Consider the following 18,003-nt stretch of genomic DNA (forward strand, 5'->3'; position numbering starts at 1 on the left):
CTTATAGCCTCCCTGCACTTTTGGGATAGGATTGCGGATATTTCTTGATGTGTTCTTTAAGTTCACTCAGCTGCTTTTTCAGCGCTGGTGTTGGCTTGTCGTACACATCTTCAATGATCTCATCCAGCATAGGGATAGGTAATTTTTCAGCGACTTTAACGGCGGCTAACACTTCTTCACGGTACTTTTCGTAACGCAGGGCATCATCGGCCTCGGCCAACCAGCCTTTGTTGATCAACCATAACTTGAAGCGTTTGACTGGATCGTGTTGCTGCCACTTCGCCTCTTCTTCTTTGGAGCGATAGCCAGAAGGATCGTCAGAAGATGAGTGCGCGCCAAGGCGATACGTCATGGCTTCAATCAACACGGGAGCATTGTGCTCAATCGCATAGGCACGCGCCTGTTGCGTCGCCGCTAACACCGCCAGCATATCGTTCCCGTCGACACGAATGGTGTGCATACCGTAACCCACACCGCGGCTAGCGATACCGTTACCAGCAAACTGTTCTTCAGTTGGGGTGGAAATCGCATAACCATTGTTACGGCAGAAGAAAATCACGGGGCATTTTAACACCGCAGCCATATTCAAGCCGGCGTGGAAGTCGCCTTCAGAGGCAGCGCCTTCTCCGAAATAACAGACGGCGACATTACGTTTGCCCTGCATTTTCAGGCTATAACCGACACCTGTCGCTTGCGGGATTTGCGTGGCCAGTGGCGATGAAATGGTTTGATAGTTTAACGCCGCGCAGCCGTAATGAATTGGCATTTGGCGACCTTTACCTAAGTCCTTCTCATTGCTGAACATTTGGTTCATAAACTGTTCAGTCGTAAAACCACGGTAGCGTAGCGCCGCATGTTCACGATATTGCGCGAGGATCACGTCTTCTTGATCAAGCGCCGCGACACTGCCGACGATCGCCGCTTCTTCACCCGTACAGGTCATATAGAAGCTGATCCGTCCCTGACGCTGTGCGCCTAACATACGTTCGTCGAGTACCCGCGTAAATACGCAAGTATCGTAAATTTTGGTGGCTAAGGCTTCATCTATTACAGGCAAAACCGCGGTTTCATAGGTAGTGCCGTCTGCTTGTAGAATTCGAAGGATAGGAATGTGAAGCGATGCCTTATCCAAGAAGCCGACACGGTGCACTGTATCAGTGTTGAGTGTTGCTTTGCTCATATTGTGCTCTTGTTATCTCGTTACGCCATGGAAAATCCACAACGCCTAATTTATACGAATATGCCGGATGAACATTACGTTAACGTAAACTACCTATCAACCGTTGGCACAGTTCAAACGACAACTAATCCCCTGTGGGCATGTATATAATGCTTTACAAAACTAGCGAACATCTGGCGCGACTGAAGGGATCAGGCAAATCACAGTGCGATTACCGATGGGCACCTTAGCATTGGGGAAGACAATCGCTTCAAATTCCTGTTCGACTTTAATTTCCTGCCCACCCTCTCGGGCCAATACAAAGCCTTTCGGGAACGATCGGAAGTTTTCGACATCGGTCGCGAAGGTAAATTCAAAATCATCAAAATGTTTGTTAATCACCCGACACACTTGATACAGATTCACCTTATCCGCTGAGAATGGCTCAAGCGCTAAGGGTTTGTCTGTGATAAGGCGCATAAACATCTCTTGGGCGGCAATAAAACGCGTCATATCGTTTTGCCCCATGGGATACACCTTACCTAATTCAATGGTAAAGGCATCGGCGCCATACTGCTCGGAGGAAAAATAGCTAAAGGTGGTTGTCGGCTCATGGTGAAATAACACAGTATCGACGCCACTGGCGGCTAAAAACATGATTTGCTCGGCGCTGTAAGCACGGCCGGGACGATAGGGATAAATCGCAAACTTTTCGTGTTTTGACGCCCGCATCGCCGTGTGTAAATCGTAGTGAATACGCTGGCGCCCTGCAGCTGCGCCCTTAAAGAAGCGGTCGACATAGGCTTCTAATTTTTTTGCCCGCACCCGCTCAGGATTCACTAATCCCGGTGGGTTTGAATGCTCGCCACTAAAGAGACGATTCATGTTCTCGTCGATAATGCGAGTCCCGTTATTAATCGCTAAAGGGTTACCAATAAGAAAGAGCGTGCGTTGTTTGGCGATGATTTTTTGTTGGAGAAGCTGTTTGATTAAGGTATTGCAGAGTTCGATGGGTGCGGTTTCATTACCGTGGACACCGCAGGAGAGAATGACATCCTTACCTTGGGCTTGTGCTGGCTCAAAGACGATCACACCTGTGTCCCACACTTCGACTCGAGTATGTTCCCCTAAGGTGAAACTAAACTCATCCCCGAGTGTTTCAGGATTGGCGAGGGTCAGCGCGAGAAAATCCTTCGAATCTAACAGAACTTGTAACACAGAATTCTCCTTATAATAGCGTGTTAAAGACGGGAGTGATGGCAATAACTGCCTGTTTCATGGCACTTATCGCTACCCGCCTTAAAAAGCGCATCCATACTAACACAAGTTTTTGGGCCGTTACTCTGTCATTCTGGTCAAACAAGCGCATTTCGCGGCAAAACCACAGCATCTTAGCCGCATTTGGTCGACATAGGATTAATTTTGTCGACACACTTGCTTTTAGGGATGAGTTTTATCACAATCCTTAGCCATCTAGACTTCTATCAGGATTTATCATGGCGTTAGCAACTTTCGGTGCCGGCTGTTTTTGGGGCGTGGAGTATTTCTTTAGACAAGTCAACGGCGTGACCAACGCGACCTGCGGCTATATGGGTGGTAATAACGAAGCGACCACCTATGAGGAAGTCAAAAAAGGTAAGACAGGCCATGCTGAAGTCGTGCAAGTGGAATTTGACCCTGCGATTGTCAGCTACGACGAATTACTGGATGTGTTTTGGAAGAACCACAACCCCACCACGCTCAATATGCAGGGTGGCGATATTGGCACTCAGTACCGCAGTACCATTTTCTTCCATGACCGTGAGCAAAAAGCGACGGCCGAAGCTTCTAAACTGGCCTTTGCCCGCTCGGGCCGCTGGGGATTACGCCACATTGTGACTGAAATTGTACCTTTGCAGCAATTCCATGTGGCAGAGGAATATCATCAAAACTATATCGATAAGAACAACTTACCAAGTTGCCATCTCGAGTATTGATCATCACCATTTAGCATCTGCGTGAGCGGCTTGACTTCTCATCGCTGCAAATAAAAACGCACTCATAGGATTTCCATGAGTGCGTTTTTTATCGGTAAAATCAATGCTTAACTGCTAGGTCAGGCGCTAAGCGCCTTATCAATCAAGGCCTGTGCGTCCTTGATGATATCGGCAAGATGCTGCTCACTGATAAAGCTCTCACCATAAATCTTAAATAACGCCTCAGTGCCCGACGGCCGCGCCGCGAACCAACCATTGGCCGTCGTCACTTTAATGCCACCTATCGAGGCATTGTTACCAGGGGCGTGGGTCAATACGGCATCAATCTTCTCACCCGCCAGCATAGTAGCGTTCAAGGTCTCGGCATTAAGCTTGGCAAATTTGGCTTTGTTCTCAAGACTAATCGGGCTGTCGATACGCTTGTAGAAGCTTTGACCGAATTGCGCCACTAATTCTTGATGGCGTTGCCCCGGCGTCTTGCCAGTAACCGCGAGCATTTCGGCCGCTAGCAGTACCAGAATAAAACCGTCTTTGTCGGTACACCAAGTCGTGCCATCACGGCGCAGGAACGCCGCGCCAGCACTCTCCTCACCACCAAATGCAATGGTTGCCTCGGCTAATCCATCGACGAACCACTTAAAGCCTACCGGGACTTCGAGTAATTTTTTGCCATGGAAGGCGCAGATTTTATCGATAAGCGCGCTCGATACCAGCGTCTTGCCGATGGCTAACTGCTCGCTCCATTCAGGTCTGTGGGTCAGCAGATAATCAATGGCTACCGCTAAATAGTGGTTGGGGTCCATCAGCCCTGTTCCCGGACACACGATACCGTGTCTGTCGTAGTCAGGATCGTTACCGACGCATAAATCGAAGGATTCTTTATGGGCCAGTAAGCCTGCCATCGCATAGGGAGAAGAACAATCCATGCGGATCTTGCCGTCTTTATCGAGCGACATAAAGCTAAAGCTTGGGTCGACCTTATCGTTAACTAAGGTGATATCGATGCCATAGTGCTTGGCAATCGGCGTCCAATAATGAATACCCGAGCCGCCTAATGGGTCAACGCCCAATTTCAGCTTAGCCTTAGCGATAGCGTGCATATCGACCACATTGACTAAATCCGCGACATAGGGCGTGATCAAATCAATGGCATGCACATAACCCGAAGTTAACGCATCGGCATAAGCCAGCTTATTAACGCCCTTAAGCCCTGCGCGCAGGTAATCATTAGCACGGGATTCAATCCAAGCGGTGATATTGCCTTCGGCTGGGCCGCCATGGGGAGGATTGTACTTGATGCCACCATCCTGCGGTGGATTATGGGATGGCGTAATAATCAAACCATCACTTAACGCGGCGCCACTCAGCGCCGCTTCACGATTAGAGCAAATAATGGCATGGGACACCACAGGTGTGGGGGTAAAGCCATCATTTTGCTGAATATGCACAGTCACCTTATTGGCCGCTAACACTTCAATCGCCGACACGTAAGCCGCATAAGATAAGGCGTGGGTATCGATACCTAAAAATAGCGGGCCGTCGATATTCACCGATTGGCGATAATCCACCACGGCCTGGGTAATAGCCCAAATATGGTCTTGGTTAAAACTTGCTTGAAATGCGGTTCCGCGGTGACCCGAGGTCCCGAACGTCACACGTTGCTCGGCAGCATCCACATTAGGTTTGATGCTGTAATAATGGCTCATCAGCTTTGGAATATTCACCAGATCCGTCTGACTCGCGGTTTGTCCTGCCCGTTGATGTATTGCCACCTGATCCTCTCCTACTGGAAAATCGGTTAATTAAATGGAAACGCCGCATCATTGCGGCGTCGATAAAGGCGTTATACGCGTTCGGCAATGCCGTTGGCGATTTGGGCATCGCAGCCAAATTGCATTAAGGCTTCGACTAAAATGGCCCGTTTTTTGGCGGTGTTATTGTTGGTCGTGACCCAAAATCCGGTGTTACCGATTTCCTTAGGATTAGCAGTAGCACTGGCCTTGAGTAACTCTTCCCGTGAACGCGCAAAATAGAGTCGATCGCGACCTTGGATCTGTAAAATTTGCGAGAATTGCGCTTGGCTCTGTTGGTATAAACTCTCGAGCAAGAATAAGAAACGACCCACGGCGCCTTTTTGCTGCTCTAACTTATGCTCATCCACCAATTGATTGAAATCGGGCGCAGAGACTAAGGTTTCTACCTGAGACGCAATCTGTGGTTCAGGCGTCGTTGCTTCTAAACTCGGTTGGCTAATGGCCTGTGGCTGCGTTTGTTCAACCGCATCGACGGACAGGCCGAGTAATCGACGGAGAATGTCAGAGGCGCTCTCACCAATACGTTCCGTTTTGCTGGCAATATGACGATAGAGCTCTTCATCCACTTCGATGTATTTCATAACCTTATTATCCTTTGTTATTCGATAGGCTTAACCGAAAAAGTGCACCACAGGCGATCCTCGCAAAGGATCTGTGCGATCGTTGCCCCAGTGTATCTATCTCTATCAATCTGATAAAGCATCATTAATCTAAAAATGCGTGAAATCGCACATCAAATTAGCACAAGCGGGTTAATCGCTGAAAAAGCCAGCAAGTTCGGCGCACTGTGCCTCAAAATTGCCTCAAGACTTGTCAAACTTAACCCATTAGGGGCACAATCCGCAGCACTTTATGTACCACAGCACAGGCGATTTCATGAATTTTGCATCCACAGGTCAAGGAGAAGCAGTCCTCCTTATCCACGGACTCTTTGGCAATTTAGATAATCTTAAGGGGCTAGGACAAGTCCTCGAAGCAAATCATCAGGTTATCCGCGTTGATGTGCCTAATCACGGTTTGAGTGAACATTGGCAGGAGATGGATTACCCAAGCTTAGCCGAGGCCATGGTGGCATTGTTAGATGAACTTGAGCTTGAGCGTGTACACATTGTTGGCCATTCCATGGGCGGTAAAATCGCCATGGCAACCGCGCTTGCCTATCCAGAACGCATCATCAGCATGGTAGCCGCCGATATTGCCCCAGTTGCTTACCAGCCGCGCCATGATGCGGTATTTGCGGCACTCGAAAGTTTGCCACTTGAAGGCCACACCGACCGCCGCTTTGCGTTATCGCATTTATTAGCGGGTGGCATCGATGAACCGACCGCGCAGTTTTTACTCAAAAACCTCCAGCGCACCGACACCGGCTTTCGTTGGAAGATGAACCTGACTGGCTTAAAAAGCTGTTATCCCAACATCATTGGTTGGCCTAATGAAAACCACAAATCGCAGCAAGTCTATAACGGACCGAGCCTTTTTATCCGTGGTGGTGACTCCAATTATGTGACCGCAGAACATCGCGACGAGATCATGCGTCAATTTCCCGCGGCGCAGGCCAAAACATTAGAAGGTTGTGGCCATTGGCTACATGCTCAAAAACCAGCGGTGTTTAATCGTATTGTGTCTGAATTTATTGACAAACACTCAGTGTAAATGACAATGATTCTCGACCTAAATCATATAGCCGACACCCTGCTGATATGATATATTCGCGCCTCTTTTAGCCTTAGAAGACTCTAGAGGACTAAGAAAGTATGTTATCTCAGTACATGGAACAAATTGAAACCATTGGCCTGAACCTGTTTTTTGCCGCGATATTTTTCTTTATCGGCATGGCCATCCACGATGTGCTTAAACAAGGTAATGTGCCGAAATTTGGTCGATTTATTGTGTGGTTAGTGTTATTTCTCGGCTGCGCCGGGTTTATTGCAAAAGGTATTATCCAGATGTCCTGGGAAGGTTCAGGCATCGGTTAAACAATAAGAACATGGCAAAAGAAGCAACAGATAGAACAACCATTGACCTTTTTGCCAATGAAAAGCGCCGGGGCCGCCCACGTAGCAATCCTTTGTCCCGTAGCCAGCAACTTAAGGTCAATAAGCGCAACCAGATCCAGCGGGATAAAGCCAAAGGATTAAAGCGAATAGAGTTAAAGGTGTCACAAGATTTATATGACGCCTTGAATGAGCAGGCATTGGCCAGTAACATCAGCCGAAGCCAGTTAATCGAATTAATTCTTCAGCAAAAAATTGAATGCTGAGCAATCGATAGCAGCAAGATTAACGTATAAGTGAACTAGACATAAAGGATAGACAATGGCAACTGTAGGTCTTTTTTTCGGTAGCGACACAGGCAACACCGAAGCTGTCGCCAAGATGATCCAGAAGAAACTGGGTAAGAAAATGGTTGAGGTGAAAGATATCGCCAAGAGCACCAAAGAACAGATCGCAGAATACGACCTGCTGCTGTTCGGCATCCCAACCTGGTATTACGGTGAAGCACAGTGCGACTGGGATGACTTTTTCCCTGAATTAGAACAGATTGATTTTACAGACAAACTGGTTGCTATCTTCGGTTGTGGTGACCAAGAAGACTACGCAGAATACTTCCTCGATGCCATGGGCATGGTGGGCGATATCGTTCAAGCACGTGGCGGTATCATCATCGGTCACTGGCCAACGGCAGGTTATAACTTCGAAGCGTCAAAAGGCTTAGTCGATGATGACCACTTCATCGGTTTAGGGATTGACGAAGACCGTCAACCAGAGCTGACTGAAGAGCGTGTGGATGCTTGGGTTAAGCAAATCTACGAAGAAATGTGCTTAGCCGAGTTCGAAGACTAAGCTCAGTTCCGTAAAAAAAGCGGCCGAAACGCCGCTTTTTTTATGTGTGCTCTCCCGATTAATGAAAGCGATACACTCAATGGCAACCACCGCCCCCCACTGGGACATCTTTTGCTGCGTCGTCGATAATTACGGCGATATCGGCGTCACTTGGCGCTTAGCCAAACAGCTGGTCAATGAATATCAACTCCCCATTACACTCTGGGTCGATGACTTAAACAGCTTCTCGCATATTTTACCGAGCCTTGATCCAAACCAAAGCAGCCAAGTCTTTCATGGCGTCACCATCAATCATTGGACAACGCCCCTGCCCGTGGCATTTGTGCCTGGCACCGTATTAATTGAAGCCTTTGCCTGCGAACTGCCTGACGAGGTCAAACAACAACTCATCACGCTGCACAGCACCACACCGCAAGCGGTGCCTGTATGGCTGAATTTAGAATATTTAAGCGCAGAAGACTGGGTCGATGACTGCCATGGGTTACCCTCAATGCAGGCAAGTGGCATCAAAAAGTATTTCTTTTTCCCGGGTTTTACCCCAAAGACGGGTGGACTCATCTGTGAGCGTGAGCTATTTGCTGAACGCGATAGATGGCAACTGGATAGCACCAATAAACTGCAATTATTTGAGCGCCTTGGTCTTAAGGATATTCAAGCGCAAGATACTGTCTACAGTGTCTTTAGCTATGAAACTGATTCTCTACCGGCCTTGTGTGAGCTCTGGCAAGCCAGTGCAACAAGCGATGCCAAAATTCATGCGCTTATTCCCAAGGGACGCAGCTTAAACAGCTTACAACACTTATTACCCTGCAAGGTTGAGGCGCTCAGCCCCGGACAGCAAATTAAGCTAGGTCATTTGACTCTGCATATCTTGCCGATGACAGACCAACAAGGGTTCGACCGCCTACTGTGGAGCTGCGACTTTAATATTGTCCGCGGTGAAGACAGCTTCTTGAGGGCGCAATGGGCAGCTAAACCCTTTATTTGGCATATTTATCCGCAAGAAGATGATTATCATCTAATAAAATTAGGAGCTTTTATCCAACTTTACTGCGATAATCTGCCCCCTGATATTGCCGACACTTGGTCTAAATTGAATGTTGCATTTAACCAAGGCGAGCAATCTGCCGTGAAAACTCACTGGCAAAACCTAAATCCTGTCCGTTTGCCACTCTTGCAACATGCTAAAGATTGGCCAATTGACGCAATAAATGCTGCAGATCTTGCGACTCGGCTAGTCCAATTCGTCAAAAAAAGCTAAGATGCTGCGCTGAAATAGAAAATCGACATATAGGAAATTGTGTAATGAAAACTGCTCATGAAGTCCGTCCTGGTAACGTGATCATGTTTGAAGGCAGCCCATGGGTTGTACAGAAAACAGAAACAACTCGTTCTGGCCGTAACGCTGCCATCGTTAAGTTAAAGCTGAAAAACTTACTGCTTAACTCTGGTACTGAAACCACTTTCAAAGGTGAAGATAAGATTGACGATATTATCCTAGATCGTCTGGATTGTACTTATTCTTACTTTGCTGATCCTATGTACGTGTTCATGGATGCAGAATACAACCAATACGACGTAGAAGCTGAGAACTTAGGTGATGCAGCGGCTTACATCGTTGACGGTATGGAAGAAACTTGCCAAGTGACTTTCTACGAAGGCAAAGCAATTTCTGTTGAAATGCCAACCACTATCGTACGTGAAGTGATCTACACTGAGCCATCTGCTCGTGGCGATACTTCAGGTAAAGTAATGAAGCCAGCAACTATCACTGGCGGCGGTACAATCAGCGTGGCTGACTTCGTTAAAGTTGGCGACAAGATTGAAATCGACACTCGTACTGGCGAATTCAAGAAGCGCGTATAATCGCCCTTCCTACTCCCAGATAAAAAAGCCAGTGCCTGCACTGGCTTTTTTATTGCCTCGAATTTGATAATTCTAACGGTTTGCAGCGAACTGTTATCACATGAAATTGGGTATCGAAGTAAAGAGCGAAGAGTTCTTTAGTGGCGCGAGCCAGTCAACACGCTCAATAAACCTTCGCAATAAACGGTTGGCAATAAAAAAACCAGCCGTAGCTGGTTTTTTATATTTACTGCATCGCAGCTTAGGCAATCAAGATAAAGCCAAAGAACGCAATCACAGCGGCAATTAACGCATAGGGTAACTGAGTCACCGCATGGCTCACTAAGTTACAACCAGAGCCTTGTGCGGCCAATACGGTTGAATCTGAGTAGAAACACGCTTGGCTACCAAATGATGATGCCGACAGCAGCGCACCAATCACCAGTGGAATATCCGCACCAACCGATTGCGCCAGTGGCATCACAATTGGAATGGTCACCGCAAAAATACCCCAGCTTGAACCCGTCGCAAAGGCAAGAATAGCCATAGAGAGGAATACTACCGCTGGCAACATCTTAGGCGTCATGAATGGGCTCAATGATTCAATCACATATTGTGGCAGCAGCAGCGCATCACACACATCCTTAAACACGAATGCGGCGATCACGGTACCAATGGCGGGCAACATGCTCTTAAAACCATCGATCATCTGATCCATCATCTCTGACAGTGGCATTAAACGCTGCACCGCATAGTAAGGCAGCGTGATAACTAATGTCGCTAACAAGCCCTTCCACACGTCGATATCAAAATAAACGGTAAAGGCAACCAGTAGCAGAATAGGCACCAAGAAGTTGTGCAGCTTGCCCTGATTGTCGGCATGCTTAAACTCTTCTTCAATCGCAGCAATCGCGTATTCGTCAGAGGTTTGTACCTGGTCTAAATCGACTTGCGCCTCAGCAGGTTCACCTTGGGCGGCGCGCAGCTGGGCTTTTTTCATCGGACCAATGGCAGGCACAACACCTAACACCACCAGTAACACCATGGCTACGGCTAACCAAGCGTAAAGCATGTAGGGGATCGCCTGCATATATACGCTAATGCCCTGACCTTCAGCCGCCACACCGTTATCGACCAGCAAGCCACCAAAGAATACTGCCCAGGTGGATAATGGCACGAGCACGCACACTGGTGCTGCGGTAGAGTCAACCACATAGGCCAGCATTTCACGGGACACTTTAAACTTATCGGTCACACGCTTCATGGTTTCACCCACGGTTAACGCGTTCAAATAGTCATCGATAAAAATCACAATCCCGAGAATAAAGGTCATAAACAGAGAGGATTTAGGGCCTTTAGCAAATTTCAGTGCGTTTCGACCAAACGCCAGTGCACCACCAGTACGCACTAACAGGGCAATTAACGCACCAAAACAACCACACACTAAAATCAACCAACCGATGGTTTCATCGGCCATGACTTTTAATGAAGTGCTGGCGAAATTATTTAAGACTTGCGACGGATCGAGTAACAGAAAACCAGTTACCGCACCAATGATCAGAGAAAGAATGGGGCGGCGTAACCAAATGGCCAACACCAATACCACCAGAGGTGGAATAAGACTTAACGCTGTCGGTTCAGACATGCACTTAGGTCCTCTAAATAAGTTGCCTAAAGGCAAAAGTTTTTAGAACAGCGCCTGAAATCACCTCGATAACGGACGCCAATATTGCTGCTTCATGATGACTAACTCCGCTGATAAAACCTGCTAAAAGCTTGTTATCTTAGGTGCCTTGCCAAAAACATCGCGCAGAAAATAAAGCGCATCGAATATCGAGTCAACCATAAATTTATGCTAACCATAAATAATTTTTAATACTGAAATAAGCATTGATATATGTGCATGATTTTAAATAACTTTAAACCCGCACAACGAAATCTTTATTTGACCTTAAATGCTTAATAAGCATTCAGTTAATCTGCCTAAATATCAAAAAATCGCTGAACACCCGATAAAACCGCATTAACTAAAATCACCACTAGTAAATCAGCGGTTAAGCAAAAACTGATTAACAATTTTATTAACATTTAACCGCTGAATGGATTTTCAGTTTCAAAAAATGCGGCCACAGGCTCAAACAAGCCACTTGATAGTCGCAAAGGCTGACCCCACCAAAACCAACAGTGAATTAGTTTGATACTTTGCATGCATTCAGCATTTAAAACTTGTTTTAATTTATTTAAAGCTTGGTTAAAGCATATTTAACTGGCGAGTTTGATGAAAAAAACTTGTTATTTGTGCTCAAGCCCCCTTCCTTAAGCCCAATAATTTCGTTATGGTGCACAAACTTAAGCCTAAATTAACTGCATGTTTCGAGGTGTAAATGCGCCCTATCATCAAGTCCAACAAGTTGGATACTGTTTGCTACGACATCCGCGGCCCAGTGCACAAGGAAGCCAGACGTTTAGAAGACGAGGGACACCGCATCCTCAAACTCAACATTGGTAACCCTGCCCCCTTCGGTTTTGAAGCGCCGGAAGAAATTGTGCGCGATGTGATCCTCAATCTTCCCAGCGCCCAAGGCTACTGTGAGTCGAAAGGATTATTCTCTGCCCGCAAGGCGATTGTGCAGCATTATCAAGCGCAGGGCATTAAAGGCGTCGATATCGAAGATGTCTATATCGGTAATGGTGTGTCAGAGCTGATTATGATGGCCATGCAGGGCTTATTAAACACCGATGATGAAGTGCTGATCCCCTCGCCCGACTATCCGCTATGGACCGCGGCGGCGAATTTAGCCGGCGGTAAAGCGGTACATTACCGCTGTGATGAAGAGGCGGATTGGTTCCCGGATCTTGATGATATTAAGAGCAAAATTTCGTCTCGTACCCGTGGTATTGTGTTGATTAACCCAAATAACCCAACGGGCGCTGTTTACAGCAAAGAATTACTGCTGCAAGTTATCGAGCTCTGCCGCGAGCACAACCTGATTTTATTTGCTGATGAAATCTACGATAAGATTTTATACGACGAGGCCAAACATATTCCGGCCGCGAGCCTCTCTGACGATATCTTAACCGTGACCTTTAATGGACTATCAAAAGCCTATCGCGCAGCGGGCTTTCGTGTCGGTTGGATGATGTTGTCTGGCAATCTTAAGGCCGCCAAGAGTTATATCGAAGGTTTAGAGATGCTCTCCTCGATGCGCCTGTGTGCCAACGTGCCAAATCAACACGCGATTCAAACCGCGCTCGGCGGTTACCAAAGCATTAATGAGCTGATTTTACCGAGCGGGCGCTTAACCGTGCAGCGCGATACCTGTTATGAGTTATTGAACCAAATTCCCGGTGTGAGCGTGAAAAAGCCCAAGGGTGCACTGTACGCCTTCCCCAAACTGGACATGAAGAAGTTCAACCTCAGGGATGATGAGCGCTTAGTACTCGATTTGCTCAGGGATAAAAAAATCCTCCTCGTGCACGGCAGCGCCTTTAACTGGCCAGAGCCAGATCATCTCAGAGTGGTATTTTTACCCTATAAGGAAGATTTGACTAAAGCATTGACAGAGTTTGGCAATTTCCTCGAGACCTACAAGCAATAATGTTTTAGTCTCACCGCCAAGATGACCATTAGGTTAACCTCGACTAAAGCGATCCTCTGGGTCGCTTTATTTTTGCTGTGCGTAAAAACTCTTCAATCATTCCACTCACTTATCTACCTTGCCTGTGTTAGGCTAAAGCTTCATCGCCGTACTTTTTTATGCAGTATTTTTAAGCCGTATTTTTAAGCCACGCTTCTCACCGATTTGTCTCGAGTTGAGTGTTATGCGGTCCGGCATTCATATAAAGGAGCATTATGAGTCATTTATTTGCCCACCTCGCCCGAATGAAACTTATCCAGCGCTGGCCCTTAATGTACAACGTGCGCACCGAAAACGTTCAAGAGCATTCACTGCAAGTTGCCATGGTCGCCCATGCCCTCGTGATTATCAGTAATAAGAAATTTGGCACCACGCTCGATGCCCATCAGGCGACCAGTTTAGCGATTTTCCATGATGCCAGTGAGATTTTAACTGGCGACTTGCCGACTCCGGTAAAGTACTTTAATAAAGAAATCGAAGCCGAGTATAAGAAGATTGAGGCCATTGCCGAGCAGCGCATGCTCGATATGGTACCCGATGAATTTAAAGAGGATTATCGCAGCCTTTTTATTAGCGATTACGCCGATCCGATTTACAAAGCCATAGTCAAATCCGCCGATACCCTGTGCGCTTACCTTAAATGTCTAGAGGAAAACCGCGCTGGCAACACCGAATTTAATACCGCGCGTAAACGTCTCGAAGCCATGCTGGCGGCCAATCCCGATCCGTCGGTGAAATATTTTATGGATTGCTTTGTGCCAAGTTTCACCTTGAATTTGGACGAAATTAACAAGATGTTATGATGTATCACTCTCGCTAGGAATGCATATGAGCTCAAGTGTTTGGCAAGAACGCCGCCATGGCGAAGATAAACAAAGACGTAATGATCATCGAAGCCCTTTCCAAAGGGACAGAGCAAGGATCCTCCACTCCGCCGCCTTTCGCCGCCTACAGGCCAAAACCCAAGTGCTTGGGGTGGGCATGAATGACTTTTATCGCACACGCTTAACCCATTCACTCGAAGTGTCACAAATCGGCACCGGCATCGCGGCGCAGCTCAGCCGCAAGTATCCCGAGCATAAGCCCTTATTAGGCTCGATGAGCCTACTCGAATCCCTCTGTCTTGCCCATGATATTGGCCATCCACCCTTTGGTCACGGCGGTGAAGTCGCGCTCAACTATATGATGCGCCACCACGGTGGCTTTGAAGGAAATGGCCAGACGTTTCGTATTCTCTCGAAACTCGAGCCTTACACCGAGGCCTTTGGGATGAATCTGTGCCGCCGTACTATGCTCGGGATTTTAAAATATCCCGCGCCGCAATCACTGCTATTTGTGCCAGGTTCACATCCTGAAATCACCAATCACAGACAGCTTAAACCATCACAATGGCCGCCTGTTAAAGGCATATTCGACGATGATAGTGACATTTTCGATTGGGTACTGGAACCGTTATCCGTTGCCGATAGAGCGCGCTTTATCTCCGTTCAGCCGAGCCTGCAGCCAAACTACCCGCATCTACGCACTCAGTTTAAATCCTTCGATTGCTCGATTATGGAACTGGCTGACGATATCGCCTACGCCGTGCACGATCTTGAAGATGCGATTGTCATGGGCATAGTTACCGCCTCACAATGGCAACAGGATGTGGCGCCGACACTTAAGCACAGTGGCGATCCTTGGATCCGCCAGGAGCTTGCCGATATCGGCACTAAGCTCTTCTCCCATGAACATCATCTGCGAAAGGATGCCATCGGCACCTTAGTAAATGGCTTTGTCACCGCCATTATTATCAACGACGATCCGGCCTTCGAGGAACCGTTGCTGCGGTTTAATGCCAGCCTCGAACCCGAATTTGCTGATGCGCTCAATGTGCTAAAGCAGTTAGTGTTTAAATACGTTATCCGTAAACCCGAGATCCAAATGCTGGAATACAAGGGCCAACAGATAGTGATGGGGCTCTTTGAGGCGTTTGCCTCGGATCCTGAGCGGTTATTACCACTCAATACCCAAGAACGTTGGCGCACCAGTGAGCTGCAAGGCCAAAACAGCCACAGGGTGTTGGCGGATTATATTTCTGGCATGACGGATGAATTTGCCGGACGACTATACCAGCAATTGTTTAGCCCCAAGGCGGGCTCCAACGTGGAACTCAGCAAAGAGATGTAGCGCTGAACAGGCAGTAAAAAACCACCGCAAGGTGGTTTTTTATTCTTAGTGCGTTCTGCAAGTAAACGGCTTAGAGACCGCCAATCGCATCTTTACACAATTGAGTGATACGCGCCCAATCGCCCTGCTCCATCGCATCGGTTGGGGCAATCCAGCTGCCGCCGATACAATCCACATTTTTCAGCGCTAAGTAATCTTTATAGCTGCTTGGCGTAATTCCACCCGTTGGGCAGAAACGGATATCCGCTAATGGGCCAGAGAATGCTTTTAGCGCATCCACACCGCCCGAAGCTTCCGCTGGGAAGAATTTAAAGTGAGTGTAACCGAGCGCCATGCCAGTCATCACTTCAGAGATGCTGGCAACGCCAGGGATCAAAGGCACAGGGCCTTGCATACCGGCTTTAAGCAGCTCAACCGTCGCCCCAGGGGTGATAATAAATTGTGCGCCGGCGGCAATCGCCTGATCGAGCTGGGCTTCATTTAAAATGGTACCCGCACCGACAAGCGCCTCAGGCACTTCTTGGGCGATCTTAGTGATAGCTTCGAGGGCGCATGGAGTACGTAATGTCACTTCCAAAACGCTGATCCCGCCAGCGACTAAGGCTTTAGCCAACGGCACCGCATGTTCAATCTTGTTAATGACCATAACAGGAACAATAGGGCTGCGTTTAAAAATATCTTGTGGTTGTAGTGACCAGTTATTCTCAAGCATTGCGGTATTCTTCCTTTGTATTAATAAAGTTCGTCAATGGCGCTGGTACTGCGCGCACCGGTTTCTGGACTGCTTAAGTTTGAACGCAGTGCCCCAAACAACTCTCGGCCCATTCCATAGCGTGAGTGGCGTAAATCGATTTCTGCGGCGGTTCTCGCGGCAAGTTCGGCATCCGAGACCAATAAACTCAGCTCACCGGTCAGCGCGTCGACACGAATAAGATCGCCATCTTGCACTTTGGCAATGAGCCCGCCATCGATAGCCTCTGGCGTTAAGTGAATCGCTGCTGGTACTTTGCCCGATGCGCCCGACATACGACCGTCGGTCATAAGTGCCACTTTAAAGCCTTTGTCCTGCAGAGAGCCTAACAGCGGCGTTAACTTGTGCAGCTCTGGCATACCGTTCGCTTTCGGTCCTTGGCCTTTTACGACCACCACACAATCTCGGTCTAATGCACCGGATTTAAACAGCGCATCGAGTTTATTTTGATCGTCAATCACCACGGCAGGCGCTTCCACCACACGGTGCTTTTCTTGCACGGCTGACACTTTAATCACAGCACGGCCCAAGTTGCCCTTAAGCAGTTTTAAGCCACCGTTGTTTTGGAAAGGCGTAGCGACAGACGTTAATACTTCGGTATCTAGGCTGACGGTTGGACCATCTACCCAGCGCAGCTCGCCATCGAGTAATTTGGGCTCTTGGGTGTAACGACGTAGACCAAAACCTGCAACTGTGTTGACATCCTCGTGCAGTAGGCCCGCATCGAGTAATTCCTTGATAAGGAAAGCCATACCGCCTGCGGCGTGGAAGTGGTTAATGTCCGCATGACCGTTTGGATAAACACGTGCCAATAATGGAACCGCGTCAGATAATTCAGAAAAATCATCCCAGTTCACGATAATGCCAGCCGCACGCGCCGCCGCCACAATGTGCATGGTCAAGTTAGTTGAACCACCCGTAGCAAGTAACGCCACTATGCCATTCACCACGGATTTCTCGTTAACCACTTCACCGATTGGGCTGTATTGAGTACCCAGTTCAGTTAAGCGGCACACTTGCTTGGCCGCCATTTTATTCAGCGCTTCACGCAGTGGGTCGTCAGGATTCACAAAGGAGGAACCCGGTAATTGTAGCCCCATCACTTCAAGCATCAGCTGATTCGAGTTAGCCGTACCATAGAAGGTACAAGTGCCTGCGCTGTGGTAAGACTGCGCTTCGGCTTCAAGCAGCTGCGCTCTATCGACTTTGCCTTGGGCAAATTGCTGGCGAATACGGGCTTTTTCCTTGTTAGGGATCCCCGACTTCATTGGCCCTGCAGGCACAAACAGCATAGGTAAATGGCCAAAACTTAAGGCGCCAATCAATAAACCCGGCACGATTTTGTCGCAGATACCCAGTAATAAGGCACCATCAAACATGTTGTGGGATAAGCCCACCGCCGTCGCCATGGCAATCACTTCACGACTCAGTAAGCTCAGTTCCATCCCGGGTTGACCTTGAGTCACACCGTCACACATCGCAGGTACACCACCGGCGACCTGTGCAACACTGCCCACTTCCTGACAGGCATTTTTCAGCAGTTCAGGATAGGTTTCATAGGGTTGGTGTGCAGACAACATGTCGTTGAATGCGGTAATAATCCCGATGTTGGCTTTGGTCAGTTGACGCAATGAATTTTTGTCATCTGGATTACAAGCAGCAAAACCGTGGGCTAAGTTACCGCAGCTTAACGAGCTACGGTGTACGCCATGGTTACGAGCATCATTTAACGCGGCTAAATACGCTTCACGAGATGCTTTGCTACGGGCAATAATTCTGTCGGTTACAGATTGAACGACTGAGTGCAT

At 48.0% G+C, this 18,003-nt stretch carries 17 protein-coding genes; 10 read left to right on the forward strand and 7 right to left on the reverse strand.

The features are described 5' to 3' along the window. Window position 1: 1 nt before the first annotated feature. Together L2713_RS11330 and astE are read right to left on the reverse strand one after the other, a co-directional pair. Window positions 2-1,180 carry a thiamine pyrophosphate-dependent dehydrogenase E1 component subunit alpha gene (locus L2713_RS11330; RefSeq protein ID WP_248967974.1) on the reverse strand — a complete coding sequence of 393 codons (1,179 nt, stop codon included), beginning with the start codon at window positions 1,178-1,180 and terminating at the stop codon, window positions 2-4. Window positions 1,181-1,342: 162 nt separating this feature from the next. After that, a complete protein-coding gene (astE, locus tag L2713_RS11335) occupies window positions 1,343-2,377 on the reverse strand; it encodes a succinylglutamate desuccinylase (RefSeq protein WP_248967975.1) in 1,035 nt (344 codons plus the stop codon). A gap of 278 nt (window positions 2,378-2,655) precedes the next feature. Here astE and msrA point away from each other — a divergent pair, with 278 nt between their 5' ends. Further along, window positions 2,656-3,135 (forward strand): peptide-methionine (S)-S-oxide reductase MsrA, encoded by a 480-nt coding sequence (gene msrA, locus L2713_RS11340; RefSeq protein ID WP_011717096.1) that lies wholly within the window; start codon window positions 2,656-2,658, stop codon window positions 3,133-3,135. A gap of 119 nt (window positions 3,136-3,254) precedes the next feature. Here the strand turns inward: msrA and pgm are convergent, their stop codons facing one another. Then, complete coding sequence (pgm, locus tag L2713_RS11345) at window positions 3,255-4,907, reverse strand: phosphoglucomutase (alpha-D-glucose-1,6-bisphosphate-dependent) (protein WP_248967976.1); 1,653 nt, start codon at window positions 4,905-4,907, stop codon at window positions 3,255-3,257. 71 nt (window positions 4,908-4,978) lie between these two features. Next, window positions 4,979-5,530: a replication initiation negative regulator SeqA gene (gene seqA, locus L2713_RS11350; protein WP_248967977.1), complete on the reverse strand. Its 552-nt coding sequence runs from the start codon at window positions 5,528-5,530 to the stop codon at window positions 4,979-4,981. Between the two features lie 295 nt (window positions 5,531-5,825). Here seqA and L2713_RS11355 point away from each other — a divergent pair, with 295 nt between their 5' ends. From L2713_RS11355 to efp, 6 genes are all read left to right on the forward strand, one after another. Beyond that, window positions 5,826-6,602 (forward strand): alpha/beta fold hydrolase, encoded by a 777-nt coding sequence (locus L2713_RS11355; RefSeq protein ID WP_041416833.1) that lies wholly within the window; start codon window positions 5,826-5,828, stop codon window positions 6,600-6,602. Window positions 6,603-6,703: 101 nt separating this feature from the next. Then, window positions 6,704-6,925 carry a DUF2788 domain-containing protein gene (locus L2713_RS11360; protein WP_007648263.1) on the forward strand — a complete coding sequence of 74 codons (222 nt, stop codon included), beginning with the start codon at window positions 6,704-6,706 and terminating at the stop codon, window positions 6,923-6,925. An 11-nt stretch (window positions 6,926-6,936) separates the two neighbouring features. Next, window positions 6,937-7,209, forward strand: a complete 273-nt coding sequence (ybfE, locus tag L2713_RS11365; protein WP_011622798.1) for a LexA regulated protein — start codon at window positions 6,937-6,939, stop codon at window positions 7,207-7,209. Window positions 7,210-7,264: 55 nt separating this feature from the next. Next, complete coding sequence (gene fldA, locus L2713_RS11370; protein ID WP_011622799.1) at window positions 7,265-7,792, forward strand: flavodoxin FldA; 528 nt, start codon at window positions 7,265-7,267, stop codon at window positions 7,790-7,792. A 79-nt stretch (window positions 7,793-7,871) separates the two neighbouring features. Then, window positions 7,872-9,053, forward strand: coding sequence for an elongation factor P maturation arginine rhamnosyltransferase EarP (gene earP, locus L2713_RS11375; protein ID WP_248967978.1), 1,182 nt, complete (start codon window positions 7,872-7,874; stop codon window positions 9,051-9,053). Between the two features lie 44 nt (window positions 9,054-9,097). Beyond that, window positions 9,098-9,658: an elongation factor P gene (gene efp / locus L2713_RS11380; RefSeq protein ID WP_011622801.1), complete on the forward strand. Its 561-nt coding sequence runs from the start codon at window positions 9,098-9,100 to the stop codon at window positions 9,656-9,658. A 241-nt stretch (window positions 9,659-9,899) separates the two neighbouring features. Here efp and L2713_RS11385 read toward each other — a convergent pair whose 3' ends face one another. Then, a complete protein-coding gene (locus tag L2713_RS11385) occupies window positions 9,900-11,282 on the reverse strand; it encodes a Na+/H+ antiporter NhaC family protein (protein WP_011717101.1) in 1,383 nt (460 codons plus the stop codon). Between the two features lie 739 nt (window positions 11,283-12,021). On the opposite strand from L2713_RS11385, the gene L2713_RS11390 reads away from it, so the two are divergent. The 3 genes from L2713_RS11390 to L2713_RS11400 all read left to right on the forward strand — a co-directional run bounded on the left by L2713_RS11390 (window position 12,022) and on the right by L2713_RS11400 (window position 15,444). After that, entirely contained in the window at window positions 12,022-13,236 is a 1,215-nt protein-coding gene (locus L2713_RS11390; RefSeq protein WP_011622803.1) for a pyridoxal phosphate-dependent aminotransferase, read from the forward strand. Between the two features lie 254 nt (window positions 13,237-13,490). Continuing rightward, the gene (yfbR, locus tag L2713_RS11395; RefSeq protein ID WP_248967979.1) at window positions 13,491-14,078 is read left to right on the forward strand and encodes a 5'-deoxynucleotidase; all 588 of its coding nucleotides are present in this window, start codon (window positions 13,491-13,493) and stop codon (window positions 14,076-14,078) included. A gap of 25 nt (window positions 14,079-14,103) precedes the next feature. Beyond that, a complete protein-coding gene (locus L2713_RS11400) occupies window positions 14,104-15,444 on the forward strand; it encodes an anti-phage deoxyguanosine triphosphatase (RefSeq protein WP_248967980.1) in 1,341 nt (446 codons plus the stop codon). A gap of 70 nt (window positions 15,445-15,514) precedes the next feature. Here the strand turns inward: L2713_RS11400 and L2713_RS11405 are convergent, their stop codons facing one another. Together L2713_RS11405 and edd are read right to left on the reverse strand one after the other, a co-directional pair. Next, window positions 15,515-16,156 (reverse strand): bifunctional 4-hydroxy-2-oxoglutarate aldolase/2-dehydro-3-deoxy-phosphogluconate aldolase, encoded by a 642-nt coding sequence (locus L2713_RS11405; RefSeq protein WP_011622806.1) that lies wholly within the window; start codon window positions 16,154-16,156, stop codon window positions 15,515-15,517. Window positions 16,157-16,176: 20 nt separating this feature from the next. Beyond that, window positions 16,177-18,003 (reverse strand): phosphogluconate dehydratase, encoded by a 1,827-nt coding sequence (edd, locus tag L2713_RS11410; RefSeq protein ID WP_248967981.1) that lies wholly within the window; start codon window positions 18,001-18,003, stop codon window positions 16,177-16,179.

The organism is Shewanella seohaensis (assembly GCF_023283775.1).
GTDB classification, from domain to species: domain Bacteria; phylum Pseudomonadota; class Gammaproteobacteria; order Enterobacterales; family Shewanellaceae; genus Shewanella; species Shewanella seohaensis.